This window comes from Thioalkalivibrio sp. XN8 (assembly GCF_011058255.1).
Lineage (GTDB): Bacteria > Pseudomonadota > Gammaproteobacteria > Steroidobacterales > XN24 > XN24.
Map to the genome: position 1 here is coordinate 18,477 of NZ_JAALFH010000066.1, position 25,071 is coordinate 43,547.

Annotated in this window: 23 protein-coding genes; 18 read left to right on the forward strand and 5 right to left on the reverse strand. The window is 69.7% G+C overall.

The genetic code is table 11. The features are described from left to right. The 3 genes from gcvPB to G6N75_RS11235 are packed head-to-tail and all read left to right on the forward strand — an operon-like array spanning window position 1 to window position 5,217. Window positions 1-1,461: an aminomethyl-transferring glycine dehydrogenase subunit GcvPB gene (gcvPB, locus tag G6N75_RS11225; protein ID WP_165348455.1), complete on the forward strand. Its 1,461-nt coding sequence runs from the start codon at window positions 1-3 to the stop codon at window positions 1,459-1,461. Next, window positions 1,458-2,402, forward strand: a complete 945-nt coding sequence (locus tag G6N75_RS11230; protein WP_165348456.1) for a carbohydrate kinase family protein — start codon at window positions 1,458-1,460, stop codon at window positions 2,400-2,402. Before gcvPB ends, G6N75_RS11230 begins: the two co-directional genes overlap by 4 nt. Next, complete coding sequence (locus G6N75_RS11235) at window positions 2,386-5,217, forward strand: trypsin-like peptidase domain-containing protein (RefSeq protein WP_165348457.1); 2,832 nt, start codon at window positions 2,386-2,388, stop codon at window positions 5,215-5,217. Before G6N75_RS11230 ends, G6N75_RS11235 begins: the two co-directional genes overlap by 17 nt. Here the strand turns inward: G6N75_RS11235 and G6N75_RS11240 are convergent. Further along, window positions 5,214-7,289, reverse strand: a complete 2,076-nt coding sequence (locus G6N75_RS11240; protein WP_165348458.1) for a thioredoxin domain-containing protein — start codon at window positions 7,287-7,289, stop codon at window positions 5,214-5,216. The two genes, G6N75_RS11235 and G6N75_RS11240, sit on opposite strands and share 4 nt — an antisense overlap. Window positions 7,290-7,372: 83 nt before the next feature. Between G6N75_RS11240 and lgt the strand changes: the two genes are divergently transcribed. Then, window positions 7,373-8,155, forward strand: coding sequence for a prolipoprotein diacylglyceryl transferase (lgt, locus tag G6N75_RS11245; protein WP_165348459.1), 783 nt, complete (start codon window positions 7,373-7,375; stop codon window positions 8,153-8,155). A 1-nt stretch (window position 8,156) separates the two neighbouring features. Then, on the forward strand, window positions 8,157-8,990 hold the full coding sequence (locus G6N75_RS11250; protein WP_165348460.1) for a thymidylate synthase: 834 nt from the start codon (window positions 8,157-8,159) through the stop codon (window positions 8,988-8,990). An 85-nt stretch (window positions 8,991-9,075) separates the two neighbouring features. Here the strand turns inward: G6N75_RS11250 and G6N75_RS11255 are convergent, their stop codons facing one another. After that, window positions 9,076-9,279 (reverse strand): DUF2892 domain-containing protein, encoded by a 204-nt coding sequence (locus G6N75_RS11255; protein WP_165348461.1) that lies wholly within the window; start codon window positions 9,277-9,279, stop codon window positions 9,076-9,078. Between the two features lie 94 nt (window positions 9,280-9,373). Here G6N75_RS11255 and G6N75_RS11260 point away from each other — a divergent pair, with 94 nt between their 5' ends. After that, complete coding sequence (locus G6N75_RS11260) at window positions 9,374-9,874, forward strand: dihydrofolate reductase (RefSeq protein ID WP_165348462.1); 501 nt, start codon at window positions 9,374-9,376, stop codon at window positions 9,872-9,874. A gap of 92 nt (window positions 9,875-9,966) precedes the next feature. After that, window positions 9,967-11,352 carry a diguanylate cyclase gene (locus G6N75_RS11265; protein ID WP_165348463.1) on the forward strand — a complete coding sequence of 462 codons (1,386 nt, stop codon included), beginning with the start codon at window positions 9,967-9,969 and terminating at the stop codon, window positions 11,350-11,352. A gap of 7 nt (window positions 11,353-11,359) precedes the next feature. Here G6N75_RS11265 and G6N75_RS11270 read toward each other — a convergent pair whose 3' ends face one another. Beyond that, window positions 11,360-12,601: a mandelate racemase/muconate lactonizing enzyme family protein gene (locus G6N75_RS11270; protein ID WP_165348464.1), complete on the reverse strand. Its 1,242-nt coding sequence runs from the start codon at window positions 12,599-12,601 to the stop codon at window positions 11,360-11,362. A gap of 108 nt (window positions 12,602-12,709) precedes the next feature. Here G6N75_RS11270 and G6N75_RS11275 point away from each other — a divergent pair, with 108 nt between their 5' ends. The 11 genes from G6N75_RS11275 (at window position 12,710) to ilvA (ending at window position 23,775) form a co-directional block, all read left to right on the forward strand. Beyond that, window positions 12,710-14,113 (forward strand): amidohydrolase, encoded by a 1,404-nt coding sequence (locus tag G6N75_RS11275; protein ID WP_165348465.1) that lies wholly within the window; start codon window positions 12,710-12,712, stop codon window positions 14,111-14,113. Then, window positions 14,110-15,381, forward strand: coding sequence for an amidohydrolase family protein (locus tag G6N75_RS11280; protein ID WP_165348466.1), 1,272 nt, complete (start codon window positions 14,110-14,112; stop codon window positions 15,379-15,381). Before G6N75_RS11275 ends, G6N75_RS11280 begins: the two co-directional genes overlap by 4 nt. A 7-nt stretch (window positions 15,382-15,388) precedes the next feature. Then, complete coding sequence (locus G6N75_RS11285) at window positions 15,389-16,006, forward strand: class I SAM-dependent methyltransferase (protein WP_165348467.1); 618 nt, start codon at window positions 15,389-15,391, stop codon at window positions 16,004-16,006. A gap of 78 nt (window positions 16,007-16,084) precedes the next feature. Then, window positions 16,085-17,200: a polyamine ABC transporter substrate-binding protein gene (locus G6N75_RS11290; protein ID WP_165348468.1), complete on the forward strand. Its 1,116-nt coding sequence runs from the start codon at window positions 16,085-16,087 to the stop codon at window positions 17,198-17,200. A gap of 45 nt (window positions 17,201-17,245) precedes the next feature. Further along, window positions 17,246-18,403 carry a polyamine ABC transporter ATP-binding protein gene (gene potA, locus G6N75_RS11295; protein ID WP_165348469.1) on the forward strand — a complete coding sequence of 386 codons (1,158 nt, stop codon included), beginning with the start codon at window positions 17,246-17,248 and terminating at the stop codon, window positions 18,401-18,403. Next, a complete protein-coding gene (locus G6N75_RS11300; protein WP_346765529.1) occupies window positions 18,400-19,320 on the forward strand; it encodes an ABC transporter permease subunit in 921 nt (306 codons plus the stop codon). Before potA ends, G6N75_RS11300 begins: the two co-directional genes overlap by 4 nt. After that, a complete protein-coding gene (locus tag G6N75_RS11305; protein WP_165348470.1) occupies window positions 19,317-20,153 on the forward strand; it encodes an ABC transporter permease subunit in 837 nt (278 codons plus the stop codon). Before G6N75_RS11300 ends, G6N75_RS11305 begins: the two co-directional genes overlap by 4 nt. An 86-nt stretch (window positions 20,154-20,239) precedes the next feature. Continuing rightward, window positions 20,240-20,962, forward strand: coding sequence for a TorF family putative porin (locus G6N75_RS11310; protein ID WP_165348471.1), 723 nt, complete (start codon window positions 20,240-20,242; stop codon window positions 20,960-20,962). A 49-nt stretch (window positions 20,963-21,011) separates the two neighbouring features. Beyond that, the gene (locus G6N75_RS11315; RefSeq protein WP_165348472.1) at window positions 21,012-21,437 is read left to right on the forward strand and encodes a PaaI family thioesterase; all 426 of its coding nucleotides are present in this window, start codon (window positions 21,012-21,014) and stop codon (window positions 21,435-21,437) included. 47 nt (window positions 21,438-21,484) lie between these two features. Continuing rightward, a complete protein-coding gene (locus tag G6N75_RS11320) occupies window positions 21,485-22,240 on the forward strand; it encodes an SEL1-like repeat protein (protein WP_165348473.1) in 756 nt (251 codons plus the stop codon). 2 nt (window positions 22,241-22,242) lie between these two features. Next, complete coding sequence (ilvA, locus tag G6N75_RS11325; RefSeq protein WP_165348474.1) at window positions 22,243-23,775, forward strand: threonine ammonia-lyase, biosynthetic; 1,533 nt, start codon at window positions 22,243-22,245, stop codon at window positions 23,773-23,775. Between the two features lie 13 nt (window positions 23,776-23,788). On the opposite strand, the gene G6N75_RS11330 is transcribed toward ilvA, so the two are convergent. Both G6N75_RS11330 and G6N75_RS11335 read right to left on the reverse strand, forming a co-directional pair. Continuing rightward, entirely contained in the window at window positions 23,789-24,694 is a 906-nt protein-coding gene (locus tag G6N75_RS11330) for a radical SAM protein (protein ID WP_165348475.1), read from the reverse strand. An 11-nt stretch (window positions 24,695-24,705) separates the two neighbouring features. Further along, on the reverse strand, window positions 24,706-25,026 hold the full coding sequence (locus tag G6N75_RS11335; protein WP_165348476.1) for an Mpo1-like protein: 321 nt from the start codon (window positions 25,024-25,026) through the stop codon (window positions 24,706-24,708). Window positions 25,027-25,071: the final 45 nt, after the last annotated feature.

Below are 25,071 nucleotides of genomic sequence, written 5' to 3' on the forward strand. Positions count from 1 at the left end.
ATGACCGAGCCGCTGATCTTCGACCATTCGCGCCCCGGGCGCCGCGCCACTGCGCAGGCTCCCGCGGCCGAGGCCCAGGCGGATATCCCGGTCGCCTTCCGCCGCCGGGAGCGGCCGCGCCTGCCGGAGGTTTCCGAGCTGGGCGCGGTGCGGCACTACACGCGCCTGTCGCGGCTGAACTTCTCCATCGACACGAACTTCTACCCGCTGGGTTCGTGCACCATGAAGTACAACCCGCGGGCCTGTAATACGCTGGCTTTGCTGCCGGGGTTCACCGGCCGCCACCCGCTGGCGCCGGAGTCTACCGGCCAGGGCTTCCTGGCCTGCATGTGGGAGCTGCAGGAGATCCTGCGCGAAGTGACCGGCATGAAGGCCGTATCGCTGACGCCGATGGCGGGCGCCCAGGGCGAGTTTGCGGGCGTGGCGATGATCCGGGCGTACCACGTGGCGCGCGGCGAGTCGCATCGCGACGAGATCATCGTCCCGGACGCCGCCCACGGCACCAACCCGGCCACCGCGACGATGTGCGGCTGCAAGGTGATCGAGATCCCGACCTCGGCCGACGGCGACGTCGACCTGGACGCGCTGAAGGCGGCGGTGGGGCCGAATACGGCCGGCATCATGCTGACCAACCCCTCCACCGTCGGAGTCTTCGACCGCAAGATCCTGGAAATGTCGAAGGTGGTGCACGCGGCCGGCGGGCTGCTGTACTACGACGGCGCCAACCTCAACGCCATCCTCGGCAAGGTGCGCCCGGGCGACATGGGCTTCGACGTCATCCACATGAACCTGCACAAGACCTTCTCCACGCCGCACGGCGGCGGCGGCCCGGGGTCCGGCGCCGTGGGCGTCAGCGAGCGGCTGGTGCCGTTCCTGCCGGTGCCCTTCGTGGAGAAGGCCGGTGAGCGCTTCCGCTGGGTCAGCGAGGAGGAGCGCCCGCAGTCCATCGGCCGCCTCTCGGCCTTCATGGGCAACGCCGGCGTGCTGCTGCGCGCCTACGTCTACGCCCGCATGCTGGGCCGCGAGGGCATGCCGCGCGTGGCCGAGTTCGCCACCCTCAACGCCAATTACCTGATGGCCCGGCTGCGCGACAAGGGGTTCACGCTCGCCTACGCGGAGCGCCGCGCGAGCCACGAGTTCATCGTCACGCTCAAGCGCGAGGCCAAAGAACTGGGCGTCACGGCGATGGACGTCGCCAAGCGCCTGCTCGATTTCGAGTTCCACGCGCCGACCACCTATTTCCCGCTGCTGGTGCCGGAGTGCCTGCTGATCGAGCCGACCGAGACCGAGTCGAAAGAGGCGCTCGACGCCTTTGTCGACGCCATGGCGGCGATCCTCGAGGAAGCCAGGACCGAGCCGGAGAAGCTGAAGGGCGCGCCCTACACCACGCCGGTGCGGCGGCTCGACGACGTGCGCGCGGCGCGGCAGCTGGACGTGGCCTGGAAGCCGGACGCCGCATGAGCGCACTGATCACCGGGTCCATCGCCTACGACAACATCATGGTTTTCCAGGGCCGGTTCCAGGACCAGATCCTGCCGGACCAGATCCATGTGCTGAACGTATCCTTCCTCGTGCCCGCCCTGCGGCGCGAGTTCGGCGGCTGCGCGGCGAACATCGCCTACAACCTGCGGCTGCTGGGCGAGACCGGATACCCGATGGCCACGGTCGGCCACGATTTCGGCCCGTACCGCGACTGGCTGCAGGGCCGGGGCGTGCCCCTGGACTACGTCCGCGAAGTGCCGGACAGCTGGACCGCAGTGGCCTATATCACCACTGACCTCGCCGACAACCAGATCACCGCCTTCCACCCGGGCGCCATGCAGCACGCTCATCTCAACGCCGTGCCGGCCGACGCCGGCATCCGCTGGGGCATGGTCTCGCCGGACGGACGGCAGGGCATGATCGAGCACGCCGAGCAGTTCGCCGCGGCCGGCATTCCCTTCGTCTTCGACCCCGGCCAGGGCCTGCCGATGTTCGGCGCCGAGGAGCTGGCCCGCTTCGTCGAGCTGGCCGACGTGGTGGCGGTGAACGACTACGAAGGGAAGATGCTGAGCCAGCGCACCGGGCTCGACGAGGCCGGCATCGCCGAACGGGTGCGGGCCTATGTCATCACCCGCGGGGCCGAGGGCTCGGTCATCCTCGCCGGCGGCCGCCGCTACGAGATCCCGGCGGCGGCGCCCGAAGCGGTCATCGACCCGACCGGCTGCGGCGACGCCTACCGCGCGGGGCTGGTGTTCGGCCTGCTGCGCGAGGCGGACTGGGAAACCGCCGGCCGCATCGCCTCGCTGCTGGGCGCGATCAAGGTCGAGTCCGCCGGGACGCAGAACCACGCCCTCGACCCGGAGAGCTTTGCTGCGCGCTTCAGCGCCAGTTTCGGCTACCAGCATGGCCTTCGCATCTAGCTGGCGCGCCCTGTGCTGCGCCGCCCTGCTCCTCGCCGGGGCGGGCATCGCCCAGGCCGACGCCCTGCCGGGCGCCGGGGTGGCGGCCGAGCCTGCCGACTGGCGCCGCACCCTCGAGCGCATTGCCCCCAGCGTGGTGACCATCCGGGTCGACGCGCCGCGCGCCTTCGACACCCACTGGAACATGTCCACCCAGGCGACGGGCTTCGTGGTCGACGCCGAGCGCGGCCTGATCCTCACCAACCGCCACGTCGTCACGGCGGGCCCGGTGGTGGCCGAAGCGGTATTCCTGAACCACGAGGTGGTCGAGTTGACGGCCGTCTACCGCGACCCGGTGCATGATTTCGGCTTCTTCCGTTACGACCCCGCGCAGCTGCGCCATATCCAGCCCGAGTCGCTGCCGCTGGCGCCCGAGGGCGTGGAGGCGGGCCGCGAGATCCGCGTGGTGGGCAACGATGCGGGCGAGCAGATCTCGATCCTGGCCGGCACCCTGGCCCGGCTCGATCGCGAGGCGCCATTCTACGGGCGCGGCCAGTACAACGACTTCAACACCTTCTACATCCAGGCCGCTTCCGGCACCTCCGGCGGCTCCTCCGGCTCGCCGGTGATCGACATCCGCGGGCGCGTGGTGGCGCTCAATGCCGGGGCCAACACGCAGGCCGCCTCGAGCTTCTTCCTGCCGCTCGATCGCGTCACGCGCGCCCTGGAGCACATTCGCAACGGCGAGCCCGTGCCCCGCGGCACCCTGCTGACGACGTTCGTCCACGTGCCCTACGACGAGCTCGGCCGGCTGGGCCTGGATCCCGCCGCCGAGACGCGCTACCGGGCCCTGTTCCCGCAGCAGAAGGGCCTGCTGGTGGTCCGCGAGATCGTCCCCGGCGCTCCGGGCGACGGCACCCTGCAGCCCGGCGACATCCTGCTGGCGATCGACGGCCGCCCGCTGGCGACCTTCGTGGCCCTGGCGGAGGCCCTGGACAACAACGTCGGCGCGAGCCTCGTCCTGTCCCTGCGCCGGGGCGAGACGGACCTGCAGGTCGAGGTCGAGGTCACGGACCTGCACGCCGTCAGCCCGGACGAGTTCCTGCAGATCGGCGACGCCGTGCTCAACAACCTGTCCTACCAGCAGGCGCGGCACCTCCATGCGCCGCTGCACGGAGTCTATGTGGCCAACCCCGGCTACATGTTCATGGCCTCGGCGGTGCCGCGCGGCGCGGTGATCGTGGAGATGGACGGGCAGCCGACGCCGGACCTGGCCGCGTTGCGCGCCATCCTTGAGCCGCTGCCGGACGGCGCCCGCGTCACCATGCGCTACTTCGAATTCGACAATCCGCGCGGGACCCAGCTGCGCACCGTTCGCGTGGACCGGCGCTGGTTCCCGGCCGCCCATTGCCGGCGCAGCGACGCGCTCGGCGACTGGCCCTGTGAGACCCTGGCCGAACCCGGGCCGCCCGCCCGCCCCGAGCCGGCATCGACCAGTTTCCCGCCGGAGAGCGAGCGGCCGATGAAGGTGCTGCAGCCCTCGCTGGTGATGGTCAACTTCGAAATGCCGTACCCGATCTCGGGCGTGTCGGACCGCTTCTATTTCGGCACCGGCCTGGTAGTCGACGCGGAAGCCGGCCTGGTGGTCGTGGACCGCAACACGGTCCCCGAGACACTGGGCGACGTCACCCTGACCTTTGCCGGCTCGCTGGAGATCCCCGGCCGCGTCGAGTACATGCATCCGCTGCACAACCTGGCGGTCGTGCGGTACGACCCGGCACTGATCGGCTCGACCCCGGTCAAGTCGGCGACGCTGGCGCCGCGCCCCCTGGAAGCGGGCGAGGAGATCTGGGTGGTCGGCCTGCGGAGTGACCAGCGGCTGGCCTCGCAGGAGACGGAGGTGTCCTCGATGGACGCGCTCGTCCTGCCGCTGTCGCGCACGCTGCGTTTTCGCGACGCCAACCTGGAGACCATCCAGCTCCTGAGCGGCCCGAGCGACTTCGACGGCGTCCTCGCCGACGCCCGCGGCCGGGTGCTCGGCATGTGGTCGAGTTTCGCCTTCGACGCCGGCCGGACGGTGGAGCAGTCCAACAAGGGCGTTTCCGCCGCGCTGGTGGCGGAGGTCCTCGCCCTGGCCCGCGAAGCGCGGACGCTGCGCTCGCTGGAAGCGGAGTTCGTGCAGATTCCGCTGGCCGCCGCCCGGCGGCTGGGCCTGCCGGACGAGCTGGTGGCGCGGCTGGAGGCGCACGACCCGGAGCGGCGCCAGGTGCTGCAGGTGGCGCGGACCGTGGCGGCGACGCCGGCCGCCGAGCTGCTGCGCCCGGGGGACCTGCTGCTGTCCATCGACGGCCAGCTGGTGAACCGCTTCGACGCGATGGAACGGCTGAGCCAGCCCGAGGTGGTGACCGTCGAGGTGTGGCGCCACGACCAGGCCCTCACCTTGTCCGTGCCGACCGTGGCGCTGGGCAGCGGCGGCGTGGATCGCGTGGTGTCCTGGGCCGGCGCCGTGCTGCAGGCGCCCCACCGCGCGCTGGCGGCCCAGCGCAGCATCGAGCCGACCGGCGTGCTGGTAGCCTTCCATGCTTTCGGCTCGCCGGCCAGTCGCAACGGGCTCGGCGGCGGGCGGCGCATTGTGGCGGTCGACGGGGTGCCGACGCCGGACCTCGATGCCTTTCTCGCCGCGGTCGCGACGCAACAGCATGGCGAAGCGGTCCGGCTCACGGTCGTGAACTGGAACGGGCAGGTCGAAGTCGTGACGCTGAAGCTCGACCTGCGCTACTGGCCGACCTACGAACTGCGCCGCGGCCCGGACGGCTGGCGCCGGATCGGCCCCTAGCCCTTCAGGGCCGCGGTGAAGCCCGCCAGGGTGTCGGCCGGGGGCAGGCAGGTCGTGCCGCGGCAGATCCAGGCCCGAGCGCCCGATTCCGGCGGCGTCTTTTCCGCCAGGGCCGGCGGCAGCCCGGCGGCGTCCGGCGGAATTTCGAACACCAGCCGGCGCGGCGCGTAGACCAGGCGGGCGGTCCGGGCCCATTCCGCCGGACGGCGCCCGGAGCCGCGCACGATCACGACTTCCGGCGGCGTGAGCTGTTCCTCCAGGGCGTCGAGCAGGGCGCAGTGCAGCCACGGGGCCCGCTGCAGGGCCGGCATCGCCGAGCGCACGGCGCGTTCCGCGGCCTCGAGATAGCGTGTCTCGCCCAGCAGGCAGCCCAGGCGGTTGAGCGCCAGCGCCGCGATCCCGTTGCCGGCCGGCATGGCATCGTCCGCCAGCGGCCGGGGGCGCTCCAGCAGGGCCTCGTGGTCGTCGGCCGTGAACAGGAAGCCGCCCGCGGCGCGGTCTTCGAAGCGGGCCAGCAGCAGGTCGGCCAGGCCCACGGCGAACTGCAGCAGGGCCGGATCCCAGCGCAGCTGCAACAGCTCCAGCGCGGCGTCGAGCAGGAAGGCGTGATCGTCCAGGTAGGCCGGGAACCGGGCGCGCCCGTCTTTCCAGGTCGCGAACAGGCGGCCGTCGATGAACATCTCGCCGCGGACGAAATCCATCGCGCGCTGGGCCGAGGCGGCCATCTCCGCATCGCCGAGCACGCGCGCGGCGAGGCACAGGCCGCGGATCATCAGCCCGTTCCAGGCGGCGAGCACCTTGTCGTCGCGGCCCGGCCGGACGCGCTGCTCGCGGGCCGCGAGCAGTTTCGCCCGGGCGGTCGCCAGCAGGGCGGACACCTCCGCGCCGTCCAGCCCGCTGTGGGCGGCGAACTGCTCCGGCGTCACGAAGGTGTGCAGGTGCCAGCGTCCCTCGAAATTCGCGGGCCGGTCGAAGCCGTACACGGCGGTGACGGCGGTGAGCTCGCTCGGCTCGAGCAGCTTCTGCACCTCTTCCCGCCGCCAGGCGTAGTAGCGGCCTTCCTCGCCCTCGGAGTCGGCGTCGAGCGCCGCGTAAAAGCCGCCTGCCGGCGATTGCATCTCGCGCTGCGCCCAGCCGGCCGTGGCCTGGGCCGCCCGCCGGAACAGGCCTTCGTTGGTGACCGAGTGGGCCTGGGCGTAGAGGGGCAGCAGCTGGGCGTTGTCGTAGAGCATTTTCTCGAAGTGCGGAATCATCCAGTGGCCGTCGACCGAGTAGCGGAAGAAGCCGCCGGCCAGCTGGTCGCAGAGGCCGCCCTCGGCCATCTCCTTGAGCGTGGCCGTGACCATGTAGAGCGCCTCGAGGTCGGGCGAGTCACCGAGCGCGGTGCCGCGCCAGTGCCGCAGCAGCCGCACCAGGTTCGGCGGGTGCGGGAACTTCGGCGCTTCCCCGAAGCCGCCGTGTTCCTGGTCGAAGCTCTCGCCCAGGGCGCGACGCGCCTGCTCGAGCGGGGCACGGTCGAGCGCCTGGCCGGCCGGGTCGTCGCCGGCCGGGGCGCGCCAGACCTCGGCGAAGGCTTCCTGCACCGCGCCGGCGTGTGCGCGGATCTCGTCCCGGTGCTCGCGCCAGTAACCGGCCACCCGCGTCATCAGCTCGGGGAAGCCCGGCAAGCCGTGGCGCGGTTCGGCCGGGAAGTAGGTGCCGCCGAAGAAGGGCGCCTGGTCGTCCGGCGAGAGGAACATGGTGAGCGGCCAGCCGCCGTTGCGCTGGGTGATCATCTGGTGCGCGAGCTGGTAAATGCGGTCGAGATCCGGCCGCTCCTCGCGATCGACCTTGATGTTCACGAACAGCTCGTTCATCTGCGCCGCGATGGCCGGGTCGGCGAAGCACTCGTGGGCCATCACGTGGCACCAGTGGCAGGCGGAATAGCCGATCGAGAGCAGGATCGGCTTGTTCTCGCGTCGCGCCTGGGCCAGCGCCGCCTCGTCCCAGGGCTGCCAGTGCACCGGGTTGTCCGCGTGCTGCAGGAGGTAGGGACTGGTCTCGTCGGCAAGGCGGTTGCGAATCTCGTTCATGAGGCTTCCGGCAGGATGGGATCGGGATGGCGTGCAACTATAACGGACCTGGGACCCGACGTTCTGCAGTAAACTAGCGCGCCATGATCCCCTATCCGAATATCGACCCGGTGGCGCTCCAGCTCGGACCGCTGGCCATTCGCTGGTATGGGCTGATGTACATCGTCGGCTTTGCCATCGCCTGGGCGCTGGCGCGGCACCGGGCCAGGCAGCCCGGCTCCGGCTGGACCCCGGAGCAGGTGGACGACCTGATCTTTTATAGCGCCCTCGGGGTGATCATCGGCGGGCGAATCGGCTCCATCGTGTTCTACAATTTCGACAGCTGGCTGCGGGATCCGCTGGTCCTGTTCCGCATCTGGGAGGGCGGCATGTCCTTTCATGGCGGCCTGCTCGGCGTGGTGCTCGCGCTCTGGCTGTACGGCCGCAAGCTGGGCAAGAGTTTCTTCGCGATGGGTGACTTCGTCGCCCCGCTCGCGCCGCTCGGGCTCGCCTGCGGCCGGCTCGGCAACTTCATCAACGGCGAGCTGTGGGGCAAGCCCACCGACGTGCCGTGGGGTTTCGTGGTCGACGGCACCACGCGCCATGCCTCCCAGCTCTACCAGGCCGGCCTCGAGGGCGTGACGCTGTTCGTGATCCTGTGGCTGTACTCGGCGCGCCGTCCCCCCGAGAAGGCCGTCTCGGGCATGTTCCTGCTCGGCTACGGGGTGTTCCGCTTCGCGGTCGAGTTCGTGCGCCTGCCCGACGCCCACATCGGCTACCTGGCCTGGGGCTGGCTTACCATGGGGCAGCTCCTGTCCCTGCCCCTGATCGTCTTCGGCGGCGTCCTGCTGTGGCTGGCTTACCGGCGCGCGCCGCGGAGCGCCTGACATGCAGCAGTATCTCGACCTCCTGCGCCAGATTCGCGAGCACGGCCTGGAGAAGGCCGACCGCACCGGCACCGGCACGCTGTCGATCTTCGGCCACCAGCTGCGCTTCGACCTCGGCGCCGGCTTCCCGCTGTTGACGACCAAGAAGCTGCATATCCGTTCCATCGTGCATGAGCTGCTGTGGTTCCTCTCCGGCGAGACCAACATCGGCTACCTGAAAGACCACAAGGTCCGCATCTGGGACGAGTGGGCGACGGAGGAGGGCGAACTCGGACCGGTCTACGGCCGCCAGTGGCGCGCCTGGCCGACTTCGGCCGGCGGCGCCATCGACCAGATTGCCGAGGCCGTCGAGACCATCCGGACACGGCCGGATTCCCGGCGCATCCTGGTGGTGGCGTGGAATCCCGCCGAGCTGCCGGACGAAACGATGTCGCCGCAGGACAACGTGCGCGCGGGCCGGATGGCGCTCGCCCCCTGCCATTGCCTGATCCAGTTCTGGGTCGGGGACGGCCGGCTCTCCTGCCAGCTGTACCAGCGCAGTTGCGACATCTTCCTCGGCGTGCCGTTCAACATCGCGTCCTACGCGCTGCTGACCCACATGATGGCGCAGCAGTGCGACCTCGAGCCCGGCGACTTCGTGTGGACCGGTGGCGACGTCCACCTCTACCTGAACCATCTCGAGCAGGCCGACCTGCAGCTGACGCGGACCCCCGGGCCGCTGCCGCAGCTCCGCATCCGGCGGCGGCCGCCCAGCATCTTCGAGTATCGCTACGAGGATTTCGAGGTCGTCGGCTACGAGGCCCAGCCCCACATCCCGGCGCCCGTTTCCGTCTGAGTCCCGTGCCGGGATTCCGGCACGGGACGTCGACGTCGTGGGGAGGGGACGGGCGCCGTCCCTGGCGCCGCTTGGAGGGAACTCTTTACTGGAACGCGCAGCCCGGCTGCACGCCCGCCTTCTTGAGAATCATCGCCAGCGGGCAGAAGCCCGTGAACGCGGCCTGGAACATGTTGAGGCCGACGAAGGCAGGCAGCAGCAGCCACCAGGGCGAGAAGGCCTGGGACAGCACCAGCCCGGCGAGGATCATGACGCCGGCAAAGGCGAAGACAAAGCGGTCGATGTTCATTGCAACTTCTCTGCCAGGTTGAGTGTCGGCTAAATATTAGGGAAATCTTATATGCAAGTCAACGGGGCGGCGGCACAGGGACTATGATCAGGGCATGAGACCTGAAATCACCCTGGTCGTGGCGGTGGCGGAAAACGGCGTGATCGGCGCCCGCGGCGGCATGCCGTGGCACCTCCCGGCCGACCTGCATCACTTCAAGCAACTCACCTATGGCAAGCCGGTGCTGATGGGCCGGCTCACCTGGGACTCCATCGGCAAGCCGCTGCCCGGGCGGCGCAACCTGGTACTGACCTCGGATCCCGAGTGGCAGGCCGAGGGGGCGGAGCGCGTGGCGTCGCTGGACGAGGCCGTGGCGCGGGCCGAGGCCGACGGCGCCGCGGAGCTCATGGTGATCGGCGGCGCGGCGGTATACCGTCTCGCGCTGCCGCGCGCCCGCCGCATCTACCTGACGCGCATTCACGCCGAGCCGGACGGCGACACGCACTTCCCGGAGATCGACGACGAGGCATGGGAGCAGGTGGCGTGTCGCGAGCGGCCGGCGGACGAGCGCAACCCGCACGACCTCAGCTTCGTCACCCTGGAACGCATGCGCTAGGTAATTCTCGCAGTTCGTGATCCCGGTCACCGCCATGGCGTGGCGGCTGGCGTATAAAGCCGCTTTTTGCAGGCTCGGCGGCCGTCCTCGCGATGTACCGACTCGAAGTTCCGGAGCTGTTTGCGCTCCTGCTGCGCACTGAAGACGTCGGCCTGGCCGTCAAGGCCCTCGACGGGCGCTATGTCTATGCCAACCCGGGCTACGCGCGCGTCCTCGGTGTCGAGGATGCGAGGACAGTGCCGGGCCAGCAGGACGTCGACCTGTTGCCGCAGCCCGCTGCTGCCGCCTTCGATGCCGCCCAGCACGCCGTCCAGCAGGAGCAGCGCGCGATCCTCGTCGAGCACGAGTCTGCCGACGCCGCCGACCAGGCGACCTGCTTCCTGGTCACCCACTTCCCGGTGCGGGACGACGCCGGTGAACTCGTGGCGGTCGGCGTGGTCGGGCTGGCCACCGGCAGCCGGCAGGTGCCCGATGCCACCAGGGCGGCGTTGCGTTCCGCGGAGCAGGTCAACGCCCAGCTCGAGTCCGCCGTCCGGTCACTGCAGGAGCTTGCCAGCACCGACGGGCTCACCGGCGCCTGGAACCGGCGGCGTTTCGAGGAGGCGCTGGCCAGCGAAACGCATCGCGCCGTCCGCTTCGGCCATCCCCTCTCCCTGGCGCTGATCGACATCGACCATTTCAAGGGGGTCAACGACAATTTCGGTCATCCGACCGGCGATCGCGTGCTGGCGGAATTCGCCGACTGCCTGCGCGACGGGATGCGGCGCTCCGATTCCCTGACCCGTTGGGGCGGCGAGGAGTTCATCATCCTGATGCCGAACACGCCGCTGCCGGCCGCGCAGCGGTCCGCGGAGCGGCTGCGGGAGCGCATCGAGCAGTGCCAGTTCCAGGTCGTCGGCGGGCTGACCGCGAGCATCGGGGTGGCGGAGTTCGCGCCGGCCGAGAGCCCGCGGGACTGGCTGCGACGTGCCGACGATGCCCTCTATCGCGCCAAGAAGCGTGGCCGGAACCTCGTCGAGGCCGACCTCAGCACCGCCAGCGAGGCCCCGGCCGAGCACCTCGAGGGCAATTTCGTGCGACTGGTGTGGAAGCCGCGCTTTGCCTCCGGCCATGCGCTGATCGATGCCCAGCACCGCGCCCTGTTCGAGGACGCCAACCAGCTGCTGGAGGCGATGCTCTCGGGGCGGCCCCGGGACGAGATCGGCGAGCTGATCGATCGCCTGATCGAGGATATCCGCAAGCACTTCCGCGACGAGGAACGGATCCTGGCGGAGCTGGGTTTCGCCGCTTGTGAAGCGCACGGCAAGGAGCATGCTTCGCTGTTGGCCAGGGCGCTCGAGATGGCGGACACCTTCAGGGCCGGCAAGCTCTCGACGGGCGAGTTGTTCGAATTCCTCGCCTACGACGTGGTGGCGCGCCACCTGCTGGGCGCTGACCGCCAGTACTTCGGGCTGTTGCAGGCGCCCCGCGAACCCTGAAACCCGGCTAACCGCCGGCCTGCTCCTTCGCCCGCTTGAGCAGCAGTGCGGCCCGCAGCCCTTTTTCGCGGATCGCGCGCACCGCCACGCGCGCCGGCGTGGCGACGTGGAACCGCTTGCCATGCCGGCGCAGCAGGCGCTCGTCGAGCTGCAGCCCGAGGCCCGGCGCCTGCGGGACGTCGATCGTGCCGTCGGCATTGACCGGGATCGCCGGCATGATGCCTTCGCGCGCTGCCGGCACGAAGCCGGGCGGCTCGTAGGGATATTCCAGCAGCTTGCGCCGCTCCCAGGCCGCGAAGGCGTGCAGGTTGACGACCATGTTGAAGCCGTTGGACCAGGTGTGAGGGGTGAAATCCAGGTCGCGGCGGCGGCACTCGTCCATCACCTGCCGCGCTACCGTCAGGCCGGAAAACATGGCGTCGGGCTGGTACTTGTCGAGGCTGCCATGCTCGAACAGCGGCGCGAGCTCGTGCCAGGCGCCGTGGAGCTCGCCGCCGGCAATGGGCGTGCGGACCCGCTCACGCAGCGCCGCCATGCCGCGCCAGTCGTGCATGTCGAGCGGCTCCTCGAGCCAGGCGACCCCCAGCTCGTCGCAGCCGCGGGCGAAAGCCGTGGCGCGCTCGAGGTCCCAGGCAGGGTTGGCGCCGAACAGCGATACCGGCCAGCCCTGGTTGGCGTCCACGCCGATCACGAAATCGTCGCCGAGGTGTGCGCGCACGCCACGCACCAGGGCGAGATCTTCTGCCACGGTGGGGTACTTGACCCGGACCTTCACGGCCCCGAAGCCCATGGCGCGAATCTCGTCCAGGTAGCGGCGCCGCTCTTCGAGCGGCTTGAGCGAACCGCTCGAGGCATACACCGGCGCCTTCAGCACGGTCGCGGGCTCGCGTTGCAGCAGCTGGTAGACGGGCTTGCCGGCGAGCTTGCCGGCCAGGTCCCACCATGCGGCCTCGAGCCACCAGTTGCGCCAGCCAAGGTACGAGGCCTCCCGCAGGCGCTGGCGCAACACCCCGATGTCATCGGCGGGCAGGCCCAGCAGGAAGCCCCCGAGCAGGTCGCCCAGGCCGCGCCGTTCGGTGGTGAAGGCCGGTCCGCCGGTTTCCCCGACCAGCCCGTCCCCGGCGTAGACGCGCGCCACCGTCTGCGCCACGTGGGTCTGGGGGTAGCCCGGGATCCAGGAGGGCCAGAAGGGGGCGGGCAAGGGCACGTTGACGTGCCATAACTCGATGCGCTCGATTCGCTGCGACATGGCCACTCCCTCCCGGCCGGGCATCACCCCCGGATTCTAGTAAATCTGTCCCGGCGGGCGATCGTTGTGATATATGAGGACGCTCGCATAGACCAGCCCGGAGATCGCATGAGCCCGCCCAGTCCCCGCCAGCCCCGGCGCGCGGCCGCAGTCGTGCTTGCCGCCACCACCCTGGCTGCCTGCGCCAGCCAGGCCCCGCGGGACGAACCGCCGGCGGCTGCCCCGGCCGCGCCGTTTGCTTCCGCCTATGTCCCGTCGCCCGCGGCCCCGTTCGTGCTCGAGGGCGCCACCGTGCTGACCGGCGACGGCGGCCGGCTGGAGAACGCCTCGGTCTATGTGGCCGACGGGGTCGTCCAGGCGGTCGGGGCCGATTTCGAGGTGCCGGCTGGGGTGCAGCGCATCGATGCGCGCGGCCGCTGGATTACCCCCGGGATCATCGACGTCCACTCGCACCTCGGCAACTACCCGGTCCCCAGCGCGAAGGCGCACCAGGACGGCAACGAGATGACTTCGCCCAACACCGCCGGCGTCTGGGCGGAACACTCGGTGTGGCCGCAGGACCCGGGCTTCAACACCGCGCGGGCCGCCGGCGTCACATCGCTGCAGGTGCTGCCGGGCTCGGCCAACCTGTTCGGCGGCCGCACCGTGACGCTGAAGAACGTGCCGGCGCGGACGGTGCAGGAGATGAAGTTCCCGGGCGCACCGCACGGCCTGAAGATGGCCTGCGGGGAGAATCCCAAGCGGGTCTACGGGGAGCGCCAGGCGACGCCGATGACCCGCATGGGTAACGTGGCGGGCTACCGCACGGCGTGGATCGAGGCGCGGGAATACCTCGAGCAGCAGGAGCAGGCTGCTGCCGGCGAGGGCGAGCCGCCGACCCGGGACCTGGCCCTGGAGACGCTGGCGGGCGTGCTCAAGGGCGAGATCCTCATCCATAACCACTGCTATCGCGCCGACGAAATGGCACTGATGATCGACCTGGGCCGCGAGTTCGGCTACCACCCCGGCACCTTTCACCACGCCACGGAGGCCTACAAGATCGCCGACCTGCTGAAGGAGAGCGGCAGCTGCGCGGCGATGTGGGCCGACTGGTGGGGCTTCAAGCTCGAGGCCTGGGACGCCATCCGCGAGAACATCGCGATCGTCGATGCCGTCGGCGCCTGCGCCATCGTCCATTCCGATTCGGAGGTGGAGATCCAGCGTCTCAACCAGGAGGCGGCCAAGGTCATGGCCGCCGCGCGCCGCGCCGGGATGGAGATCAGCCCGGAACACGCGATCCGCTGGCTGACCTTGAACGCCGCGCACTCGCTCGGCATCGCCGACCAGGCAGGCACGCTGGCGCCGGGCAAGATGGCGGATCTCGTGGTGTGGAACGACAACCCTTTCAGCGTCTATGCGCGCGCCGAGCGGGTCTATGTCGACGGCGCGCTGGTACACGAACACGGCAACCCGGCATTCCCGTCGCAGAGCGACTTCGAGCTGGGCATGATCGAAACGGGGGCAGGCCAATGAACCACCGGCATCTGTTTGGCGGCGCCGCGCTGCTGCTGGCCGCTGCCGCTGCGCAGGCCCAGGTGATCGCCATCACCGGCGGCAGGGTCGAGACGGCGGCCGCTGCCGGGTCCATCCCGGAGGCTACGGTCCTGATCCGCGACGGCCGCATCGTGGCGGTCGGTGCGACGGTCGCGATTCCGGCCGACGCGCAGCGTGTCGATGCCCGGGGCAAGGTCGTCACCCCCGGCCTGTTCGACCCCCACTCGAGCATCGGCCTGGCCGAGGTGAGCCTGGAGCCGGACAGCGTCGACACCACGGTGGACAACGACCGCTTTTCCGCGGCGCTCGACGCCGCGGACGCCTTCAACCCGCGCTCGGTGCTGGTGCCGGTGAACCGGGTCGAGGGCATCACGCGCGCCGTCGTGTTTCCTGCCAGGGTCAGCGGCAGCGTCATCAGCGGCCGGGCCGCGGCGGTTAATCTCGGCGACGCCAGCCAGCCGGTCGACCGGCGCCACGTGGCCGTCTACGCGCTGTTCGGCGAGGCCGGCGCGTCGCAGGCCGGCGGCGCGCGCACTGCCGCGCTGGCCCAGCTGCGCGAGGCGCTGGACGAGGCGCGCGACTACGGCCGGAACAAGGCGGCCTGGGAGCGGGCAGGCAGGCGCGACTACCGCCTCAACCACTATGACCTTGAGGCGCTCCAGCCGGTGCTCCGGGGCGAGGCGCCGCTGGCGGTGCTGGCGCACCAGGCGAGCGACATCGCGGCGCTGCTCGACCTTGCCGCGGCCTACGAGGTGCGGCTGGTCATCGTCGGCGGAGCCGAAGCCTGGCTGGTCGCCGACCGCCTGGCGGCGGCCGGCGTGCCCGTGGTGCTGGATCCGCTGGCCAACCTGCCGGACCGCTTCGAGATGCGCGGCGCCAGGATCGACAACGCGGTGCAACTCGCGGCCGCCGGCGTGGAGATCGCCTTCGCCTCGCTGAGCGGCGAGTCCCACAATGCGCGCAACCTGTCGCAGGCAGCTGGTGTGGCCGTGGCGCATGGCTTGCCTTGGCCGGCCGGCCTCGCCGCGCTGACCGCCGCGCCGGCCCGGATCTTCGGGCTGGAGGGCGTGGGCCAGCTGCAGCCGGGCTTCGAGGCCGACGTGGTGATCTGGGACGGCGACCCGCTGGACGTCACCAGCTATCCCGACGCGGTGTTCATCAAGGGCCGGGCGATCCCGATGGAGAGCCGCCAGAGCCTGCTGCGCGATCGCTACCTGGAGTTCCACGGCCTGCAGCAGGTCGACTGAAGCGCCCGTGGGCTTCTACGATCGCCACATCCTGCCGCACCTGGTGCACCTCGCATGCAGCAGCCGGCCCGCCATGCGGCAGCGGGCGGAGATCGTGCCGCGCGCCCATGGCCGCGTACTGGACATCGGCTTCGGTTCGGGCCTGAACCTGCCGCACTATGATCCCGCGCGGGTCGACGCGGTGCTGGGCCTCGACCCCGCCGCCGAGATGCACGCCAAGGCAGCCGGGGCCGTCGCGGCGGCGCCGTTCGCCGTGGAACTGATCGAAGCGCCCGCCGACCGCATCCCGCTCGAGGACGCCAGCGTCGACACGGTGCTGAGCACCTACACCTTCTGCACCATTCCGGATACGGCAGCCGCGCTGGCCGAGGTGCGCCGGGTGCTGAAGCCGGGCGGCGAGCTGCTGTTCTGCGAGCACGGCCGCGCGCCGGGTCGCTGGGCGCAGCGCCAGCAGGACGTGCTGAACCCGCTGTGGCGGCGGGTGGGCGGCGGCTGCAACCTGAACCGGCGCATCCCGGAGCTGCTGGAGGCGGGTGGATTCCGGATCCGGGAGCTCGACGCCCGCTACCTGCCCGGCTGGGGCCCCGCCGCCTTCAATTACCGCGGCCGGGCGGCGCCGAGCTAGGCTTTTTTCGGCCGCGGGCGCGTACGCCGCGGGAAGCGAGGGTTTATACTGCGCCCCTCTCGGGTGGGGAGATCCGCTATGAAATCTTGCAAGCGCCTGGCCGTGCTCTCGATCGGCTTCGTCACCGGCTTGTTCGTTGCGCCGCTCGCCCCGAGTGCGCAGGAAACCGGCGGCGAGCTGTTCATCTACAACTGGTCCGACTACATCGCCGAGGACACCATCTCGAATTTCGAGGCGGAGACCGGCATCAAGGTCACTTACGACGTGTTCGACAGCAACGAGGTGCTCGAGGCCAAGCTGCTGGCCGGCAGTACCGGCTACGACCTGGTCGTGCCTTCGGCCGCCTTCCTCGGCCGCCAGGTCCCGGCCGGCGTATTCATGCCGCTGGACCGCTCCAAGCTGAGCAACTACGACAACCTGGACCCGGGCCTGCTGGCGCGGATCGAGGTCAATGACCCGGGCAATCGCCATGCCGTGCCCTATCTCTGGGGCACCACCGGCATCGGCTACAACGTCCGGAAGATCGCGGAGATCTTCGGCGAGGATTTCGAGGTCGACTCCTGGGACCTGGTCTTCAACCCGGAGTTTGCGGCGAAGATCTCCGAGTGCGGCTTCGCCATGCTGGACGCCGCCTCCGAGATGATCCCGCTGGCGCTGCACTACCTCGGCGAGGATCCGAACAGCTTCGACCCCGAAGTGATTGCAAGGGCGGGGGAGGTGCTGCTGGCAGTCCGGCCTTACGTCACGTACTTCCATTCCTCGCAGTACATCAACGACCTGGCGAACGGCGACATCTGCGTTGCGGTGGGCTGGTCGGGGGACGTGGCGCAGGCCGCCTACCGGGCCGAGGAAGCGGAAGCCGGCGTGGAAGTCGCCTACACGATCCCGCAGGAGGGCGCGCCGATCTGGTTCGACACGCTGGCGATCCCGGCCGACGCGCGCAACCCGGGCAATGCCCACCTGTTCATCAACTACCTGCTGCGTCCGGAGGTGATCGCCGAGATCACCAACTACGTGGCCTACGCCAACCCCAACCCGGCGTCGCTGGAATTCCTCGACGAGGAGATCCGCAACGATCCCAACATCTTCCCGCCGCCCGAGGTCATGGAGCGCCTGTTCGGCCTCAAGACCCTGCCGCGCGAGGTGGACCGGGTATACACGCGGACCTGGACGCGGGTCCGCACCGGAAGGTGAGTTGACGGGCCGCCGCGGCGTCGCCCGACCGTTCGGGCCCCGGCAGTGAACAACGGCGCGAAGCCCGCGGCGGCCCGCGCGGCAGTCTCGCCCGCGCGCGCGGACGCGCTCGGCCGCCAGGCTTACCTGAAGATCGAAGCGGTCTCGAAGAGCTTCGAGGACTTTCTCGCCGTCGACAGCGTGTCGTTGACCATCCGCCAGCGCGAGATCTTCGCCCTGCTGGGCGCCTCCGGTTGCGGCAAGTCCACGCTGCTGCGGCTGCTGGCCGGCTTCGAGCAGCCGTCGGCGGGGCGCATCGAGCTGGATGGCCAGGATCTCGCCGGGCTGCCGCCGTATCGGCGCCCGGTCAACATGATGTTCCAGTCCTACGCCCTGTTCCCCCACATGACGGTGGCGGACAACATTGCCTTCGGGCTGAAGCACGACCGGCTGGCGCGCGCGGAGCGTGAGCGCCGGGTGGAGGAGATGCTGGCGCTGGTGAAGATGGAATCGATGGCGCGCCGCAAGCCGCACCAGCTCTCGGGCGGCCAGCAACAGCGCGTGGCGCTGGCCCGGTCGCTGGCCAAGCGGCCGAAGCTGCTGCTGCTCGACGAGCCGATGGGCGCGCTAGACAAGAAGCTGCGCTCGGAGATGCAGCTCGAGGTGGTCAACATCATCGAGCAGCTCGGCGTGACCTGCGTGATGGTCACCCACGACCAGGAAGAGGCCATGACCATGGCGCACCGGATCGCCATCATGGACCAGGGCCAGATCGTCCAGGTCGGCACGCCGGACGAGATCTACGAGCAGCCGGCCAACCGCTTCACCGCCACGTTCGTCGGCTCGGTCAACCTGGTCGAGGGGAAGATCGAGGAAGACGCGCCGGACCACATCACCATCCGCGCGTCCGGGCTGCCGGAGCCGGTCTATATCGGCCACGGCCACACCGGCTACGAGGAGATGGACGTGATCTTCGCGCTGCGCCCGGAGAAAGTGGTGGTCAGCAAGGAGATGCCCGACCAGCCGCACAACCGCTACCGCGGCAAGATCGAGGAGATCGCCTATTTCGGCAGCCATTCGGTGATGCACATCCGCCTGCCCAGCGGCCTGAAGCTGCTCGCCCACGTGCCTAACGCGCGTCGCTGGGCCAGCGAGGACTTCACCTGGGAAGACGAAGTGTGGGCGAGCTGGGACGAGATGGCCGGGGTGGTGCTGTCGTCGTGACGGTGGCCTTCGCCAGGCGGCTCCGGGCGCGCCTGCCGGGCGCGCGCTGGCTGGTGATCGCGCTGCCGTTCCTGTGGATGCTGCTGTTCTTCGCGGTGCCGTTCGCCATCGTGCTGAAGATTTCCTTCGCCGACGCGCAGATCGCCATGCCGCCCTACAGCGAACTGCTGACGCGCACCGAGCACGGCATCACCATCAGCCTGAATTTCCGCAACTACCTGTACATGGTGCAGGACAGCCTCTACGTCTCGGCCTACCTGGGGTCGCTGAAGATCGCGATCATTGCGACTTTCCTGTGCCTGCTGATCGGCTATCCCATGGCCTACGCCATCTCCAGGCTCGAACCGGCGGCCCGCAACGTCGCTCTCCTGCTGGTGATCCTGCCGTCGTGGACCGCCTTCCTGATCCGCATCTACGCCTGGATCGGGATTCTCAAGAACAACGGCCTGCTCAACAATTTCCTGCAGTGGGCCGGGTTGATCGGCGAGCCGCTGCAGCTGCTGCACACCCCGATCGCGGTCTACGTCGGGGTTGTATACACCTACCTGCCGTTCATGATCCTGCCGCTCTACGCCAACCTGGTCCGGCTGGACCCGCGGCTCGAGGAGGCGGCCTTCGACCTCGGCGCGAGGCCCTGGCAGGTATTCTTGCGCATCACCCTGCCGCGCACCGTGGCCGGCATCGTGGCCGGCTCAATGCTGGTGATGATCCCGGTCATCGGCGAGTTCGTGATCCCCGAGCTGCTGGGCGGGCCGGACACGCTGATGATCGGCAAGGTGTTGTGGGAGGAGTTCTTCAACAATCGCGACTGGCCGGTGGCCTCGGCGGTCGCGATCATCATGCTGTTGCTGCTGGTGATCCCCATCACCATCTTCCACAACTACCAGTCGCGTGAACTGGAGAAGGAGCTGGCATGAGGCGGGCCGGCAGCAACTCCGCCTTCAGCCTGACCCTGCTGGGGCTGGGCTACCTGTTCCTGTACGTGCCGATCCTGAGCCTGGTCGTCTATTCCTTCAACGAGTCTCGCCTGGTCACCGTCTGGGGCGGCTTCTCGACCAAGTGGTACCGCGAGCTGTTCGCCGACCGCCAGCTGATGGACGCGGCCTGGGTCAGCCTGCAGGTCGCCTTCAATACGGCCTGGAGCGCGGTGATTCTCGGGACCCTGGCCGCGATGCTGCTGGTCCGGTTCCGCCGCTTTCGCGGCAAGACGCTGTTCGGCGCCATGATCACTGCGCCGCTGGTGATGCCGGAAGTGATCACCGGCCTGTCGCTGCTGTTGCTGTTCGTCCATATCGGGGACCTGCTCGGCACGCCGATCATGCGCGGCATGGGCACCATCTGGATCGCGCACACGACGTTCGCCACGGCCTTCGTGACCGTGGTGGTCGCCTCGCGCCTGACCGAGATGGACCGCTCCCTGGAAGAGGCGGCGATGGACCTGGGCGCCAACCGGGTGAAAGTCTTTTTCGTCATCACCCTGCCGCTGATCCTGCCGGCGCTGGCGGCCGGCTGGCTGCTGGCCTTCACCCTGTCGCTGGACGACCTGGTGATCGCCAGCTTCGTGTCGGGCCCGGCCTCGACCACGTTGCCGATGAAGGTATTCTCCTCGGTGCGGATGGGCGTCAGCCCGAAGATCAACGCGCTGGCGACGATCTGGATCGTCGCCGTCTCGCTGGCGGCGATCTTCGCCTGGCGGGTGATGGCGCGGGGTGAACGACGGCGCCGGGCACAACAGCGGGGCAAGCGCTGAACCAAAGGGTGTCGCGGCGGGTTTCGGCGCGACGGTTGAACCAGGGCGAGTAGGGCAGAGGCCCGACAACGGAAGGAAAAGCTGAAATGACGAAGAAGATCGCGCCGGCGCTGTGGGCCGGACTGCTGGCGGGCCTGGCTTGCAGCGGGGTCCAGGCGGAGGAAGAAGGTTTCTGGTACGGCGGGTCCCTCGCGCTGACCAGCGACTACGTGTTCCGCGGCGTGACCCAGACGGACGAGGGCCCCGCCCTGCAGGGCAGCCTCGACGTCGGGCTCGCCAACGGCGTCTACGCGGGGGTGTGGGCCTCCAACGTCGACTTCGACGCGCCGGACGGTATCGACCTCGAGGTCGACATCTATGTCGGCTGGACGCTGGAGTTCGCCAACGAGACCTGGCTCGACCTGCAGCTCGTGCGCTACCTCTACCCCGGCGCCAACCCGGGGTTCGGCATCAACTACAACGAGTTCATCGCCGCCTACGGCTTCCGCAACTACACGGCGACCGTGGCGTACACGAACGACTACCTGCGCAGCGACGAGAGCGCCCTGTACTACAACTTCGGCGCCGAGTTCCCGCTGGGCGACACCGAGTACACGCTCGCGGCGGCGGCCGGCTTCAACGACATCTCCAACGTCACCGGCAGCGACTACTGGGATTACCAGGTCGGCGTCAGCCGCAGCTGGGACGCCATCACGGCTGATCTGTCCTACTATGACACCTCGGGTTTCGACGAGGACGTGCAGGACTTCCTCGGGCCGGAGAAGTGGGCCGACGGACGGGTCGTGCTGACCTTCAGCTGGGAATTCTGAGTCCCGCGGGGCTTGCCGCGGCAACGCGCCAGGCGGCGGGAGCGAATTCATGAGCGAGATCAACATGGGCGAAGTGGAGCGGTTGTTCAGCAGCGCGCCCTTCATCCGCGAGCTGGGCCTGGAGCTGGTGGCGGTGACCCAGGGGGAATGCCGCAGCCGCCTGGTGCTGGCCGAACGCCACCTGCAGCAGGACGGCTTCGTGCACGCCGGGGTGCAGGGCGCGATGGCCGACCACACGGCCGGCGCGGCGGCGGCGTCGCTGGTGCCGCCGGGACAGCGGATCCTCGGTGCGGAGTACAAGATCAACCTGCTGCGCGCCGCCCGGGGCGAGGCGCTGCTGTGTACGGCGCGGGTCATCAAGGCCGGCCGCACCCTGGTCGTGGCCGAGGCGGAGATCCGCTGCCGCGCGGGCGAGGACGAGAAGCTGGTGGCCAAGGCCATGGTCACGCTGGCGGTCGTGGGTGAGGCCGTGTGAAACTCGTGCCGGCCAGTCGAGGGACGAGGAGGAGAACATTGAGCGAAATGCAGCGAACTGGAGGCGGGTTGTCCTGGGCCCGCGGCATGGCGCTGGCCGCATTCGTCGCGTTCGCGCCGGCCGGGGCCGAGGAAGCGCCGCAGCGCGAGCCGGGGCTGGGACTGGGCTACGGGGAGCACGTGCCCAGCGCCTGGGAGATGCGCCAGGGGCGCCGGGACTACCAGTCGGGCAACTACATGGGCGCGTTCTGGCACTACACGAATGCCGCTGTGTGGGCCGACAAGTTCGCCCAGTACAACATCGGCGTGATGTACCTGCGCGGCGAGGGCGTCGAGTTCGACGCGGTGCGCGGCTGGGCCTGGCTCGAGCTGGCCGCCGAGCGCGGCTACCCCGACATGGTCCGGGCCGCCGACGACCTGTACGAAATGCTCGACGAGGAACAGCGTCGGCAAGGCGAGCGAATTTTCCGCGAAGAGTTGCTGCCCGACTATGGCGACGCCACCCGGGTGCCGGCCACGGCGCGCCGGATGGAGCGCGAACTGCGCCGTGCGACCGGGACGCGGACGGGCAGCCGGGCGGCGCTGTCCTCGCTTCGCGTGTACGACGGCAGCGGCGTGTCGCGGCGCGGCGACGAGTTCTACGATCCGGCCAAATGGGATTTCGAGCGCATCGTGCGCTTCGAGACCCAGCTGATGAAGGACCTCGCCGGCGCCGGCGCGACGCTCGGGGAGTTCCGGGTCCTCGAGGATGAGGCGGAGGAACAGGGCGAGGAACAAGACCCGGAGGATGGCGCCCGCCGCTGAGCATGCTGCAGCGCTATGTCAAGAAGATCCTCTCCTCGCGCGTCTACGACGTCGCCGTGGAGACACCGCTGCAGGCGGCGCCGAACCTTTCCCGGCGGGCGGCCTGCCGGGTGTGGCTGAAGCGGGAGGACCTGCAGCCGGTCTTCTCCTTCAAGATCCGCGGCGCCTATAACAAGATCGCGCAGCTGCCCGAGGAGGCACGCGCACGGGGCGTGATCACGGCCTCGGCCGGCAACCATGCCCAGGGCGTCGCGCTGGCGGCGCGCGAGCTCGGGCTCAAGGCGACCATCGTCATGGGCCGCAATACGCCCAGCATCAAGGTGGACGCGGTGCGCGCGCTCGGGGCCAGGGTGGTGCTGCATGGCGATACCTACGACGATGCCGCGGCCCATACCGCCGAGCTGTGCGAGCGCCAGGGCCTGACCTATATCCCGCCCTACGACGACCTCGACGTGATCGCGGGGCAGGGCACGGTCGGCATGGAGATCATGAAACAGCACGCGGGCCCGCCGACCGCGATCTTCCTGCCGGTGGGGGGCGGCGGCCTGATCGCCGGCGTCGCCGCGTACATCAAGTACCTGGCCCCGGAAGTGCGCATCGTCGGCGTCGAGCCGGAAGGCTCCGCCTGCCTGGCCGCGGCCCTGCAGGCCGGGCGGCGCGTCCGCTTGCCCTACGAGAGCCTGGACCTGTTCGCCGACGGCGTCTCGGTGGCGCAGGTGGGCCGGGAGCCCTTCAAGGTGGCGAAGCGCTGGGTCGACGAGGTCATCGTGGTGAACACCGACGAGATCTGCGCGGCCATCAAGGACTTGTTCGAGGACACGCGCTCGATCGCCGAGCCGGCCGGCGCGCTGGCCGTGGCCGGGCTGAAGAAGTACGCGGTGCGGGGGCTCGAAACGGGCGAGTGCAGCCCGGCCGCGAGCCTGGTCGCCATCGTCAGCGGCGCCAACGTCAACTTCGACCGGCTGCGCCACATCTCGGAGCGTGCGGAGCTCGGCGAGCAGCGCGAGGCCATCCTGGGGGTGACCATCCCGGAGCAGCGCGGCAGCTTCCGCCGCTTCTGCGCCGCGCTCGGCAAGCGCTCGGTGAGCGAGTTCAATTACCGCTATGCCGATTCCGCGCAGGCGCACGTCTATGTCGGACTGCAGCTCGGCGCGCCGCGGGACCGGCCTGACGTTATCCGCAAGCTCGGCGAGGCGGGCTATGCCGTCGAGGACATGACGGAGAACGAGGCGGCCAAGCTGCACGTGCGCCACATGGTGGGCGGGCGCCCGCCGGGCGACAAGGCCGAGCTGCTGTTCCGTTTCGAGTTCCCCGAGCGTCCCGGCGCGCTGCTCAATTTCCTCACCGGGCTGGGCGCGGACTGGAACATCACGCTGTTTCACTACCGCAACCACGGTGCCGCGTGGGGCCGGGTGCTGGTGGGGTTCGAAGCGGCACCAGAGGACCGGGAGCGGCTGCTCGCGGACCTGCGGGCCATCGGCTACCGCTTCTGGGAAGAGAGCGACAACCCCGCCTACCGGCTGTTCCTGCGCTGAAGCGGGCTGCGACTCAGAGGCCGCGGGCCCAGGCCGGGCGGAGGGGCGCATTTTCCGGCGCGGCAATGGCAGCGCGCACCTGCTGCAGCAGCCGCGGCTTGTCGGCGCCGAGCGTGCCCCGGAGCACCAGCCAGTTCGAGGCGTGGTCCGAGCGGAATACCGTGCGCTCCAGTTCGAGCCGCTCCAGCAGCCGTTCCATCTCGCGCAGCAGGCCCGGCAGCGCCAGCGGCTCCCACTCGGGGAAGCCGGCGCGAAAACGCGCCTCGCCCAGGGGAAAGCTCACCACCAGCATGGCCAGGTACTCGGGCTGGGTGGCGTTCGCCAGGCGGGCGGAGTTCTCGGCGTGCTGCTCCCAGAGCGCCTCGCCGCCGAGGCCGTTGAGAATCATGACCGAGCGCGTGATGCCGGCCTCGCCGAGCTTGTCCAGGGCCGCGCGCGTGGAGTCGAAGGTCTCGCCCTTGTTCACGCGGGCCAGCACCGTGTCGTCGCCCGACTCGGCGCCGACGTAGGCCATGCCCAGCCCGGCCGCTCGCAGCTCGGCCAGCTCGGCGACCGACTTGCGGCGGAGATTGCGCGGCAGGCAGTAGCTCGACACGCGCTCGACGCCGGGCAGGTGCTCGCGAATGGTCGCCAGGACCGCCAGCAGCCGCCGGGTCGGCAGCACCAGCGCATCGCCGTCGGCCAAGAACACGCGCCGGACCTGGCCGCCCAGCAGCTCGCCCGAGCGCCGGATGCTTTCGACCACCTCCGCCTCGTCCCGGGCCCGGAACTTCTTCTGCGGGGCGGTGTACATCTCGCAGAAGGTGCACTTGTTCCAGGAACAGCCGTCCGTGACCGGCAGGATCAGCGAGCGGGCCTCGCTCGGCGGCCGGAAGACGGGTTCGACGTAGCGGATGGGGTAGCTCGGTACCGCGCTCATGCGGGCATTGCCTAGAAAGGGATGCGGCCCGTCAGGCCGTCCTTCAGCATCACCCAGTCGCCCATGAAGCTGTAGAGCGGGTACTTGAAGGTCGCCGGGCGGTTCTTTTCGAACCCGAAATGCCCGAGCCAGGCAAAGCCGTAACCGACCACCGGGAGCGCCAGCAGCAGGAGCCACTGCTGGGTGAACAGCGTGTATCCGAGCAAGGCGAGCACCAGCAGGCTGCCGACGTAGTGCAGCCGCCGGCAGGCCGGGTTGCGGTGCTCCTGCAGGTAATAGGGATAGAACTCGGCGAAGGACTTGAAACGCGGCTCGGGCATGACGGCGCTCATGGTCTGGCGTGCTCCGGGTGTTCGGCAATCGTGGCGGGCATTGTA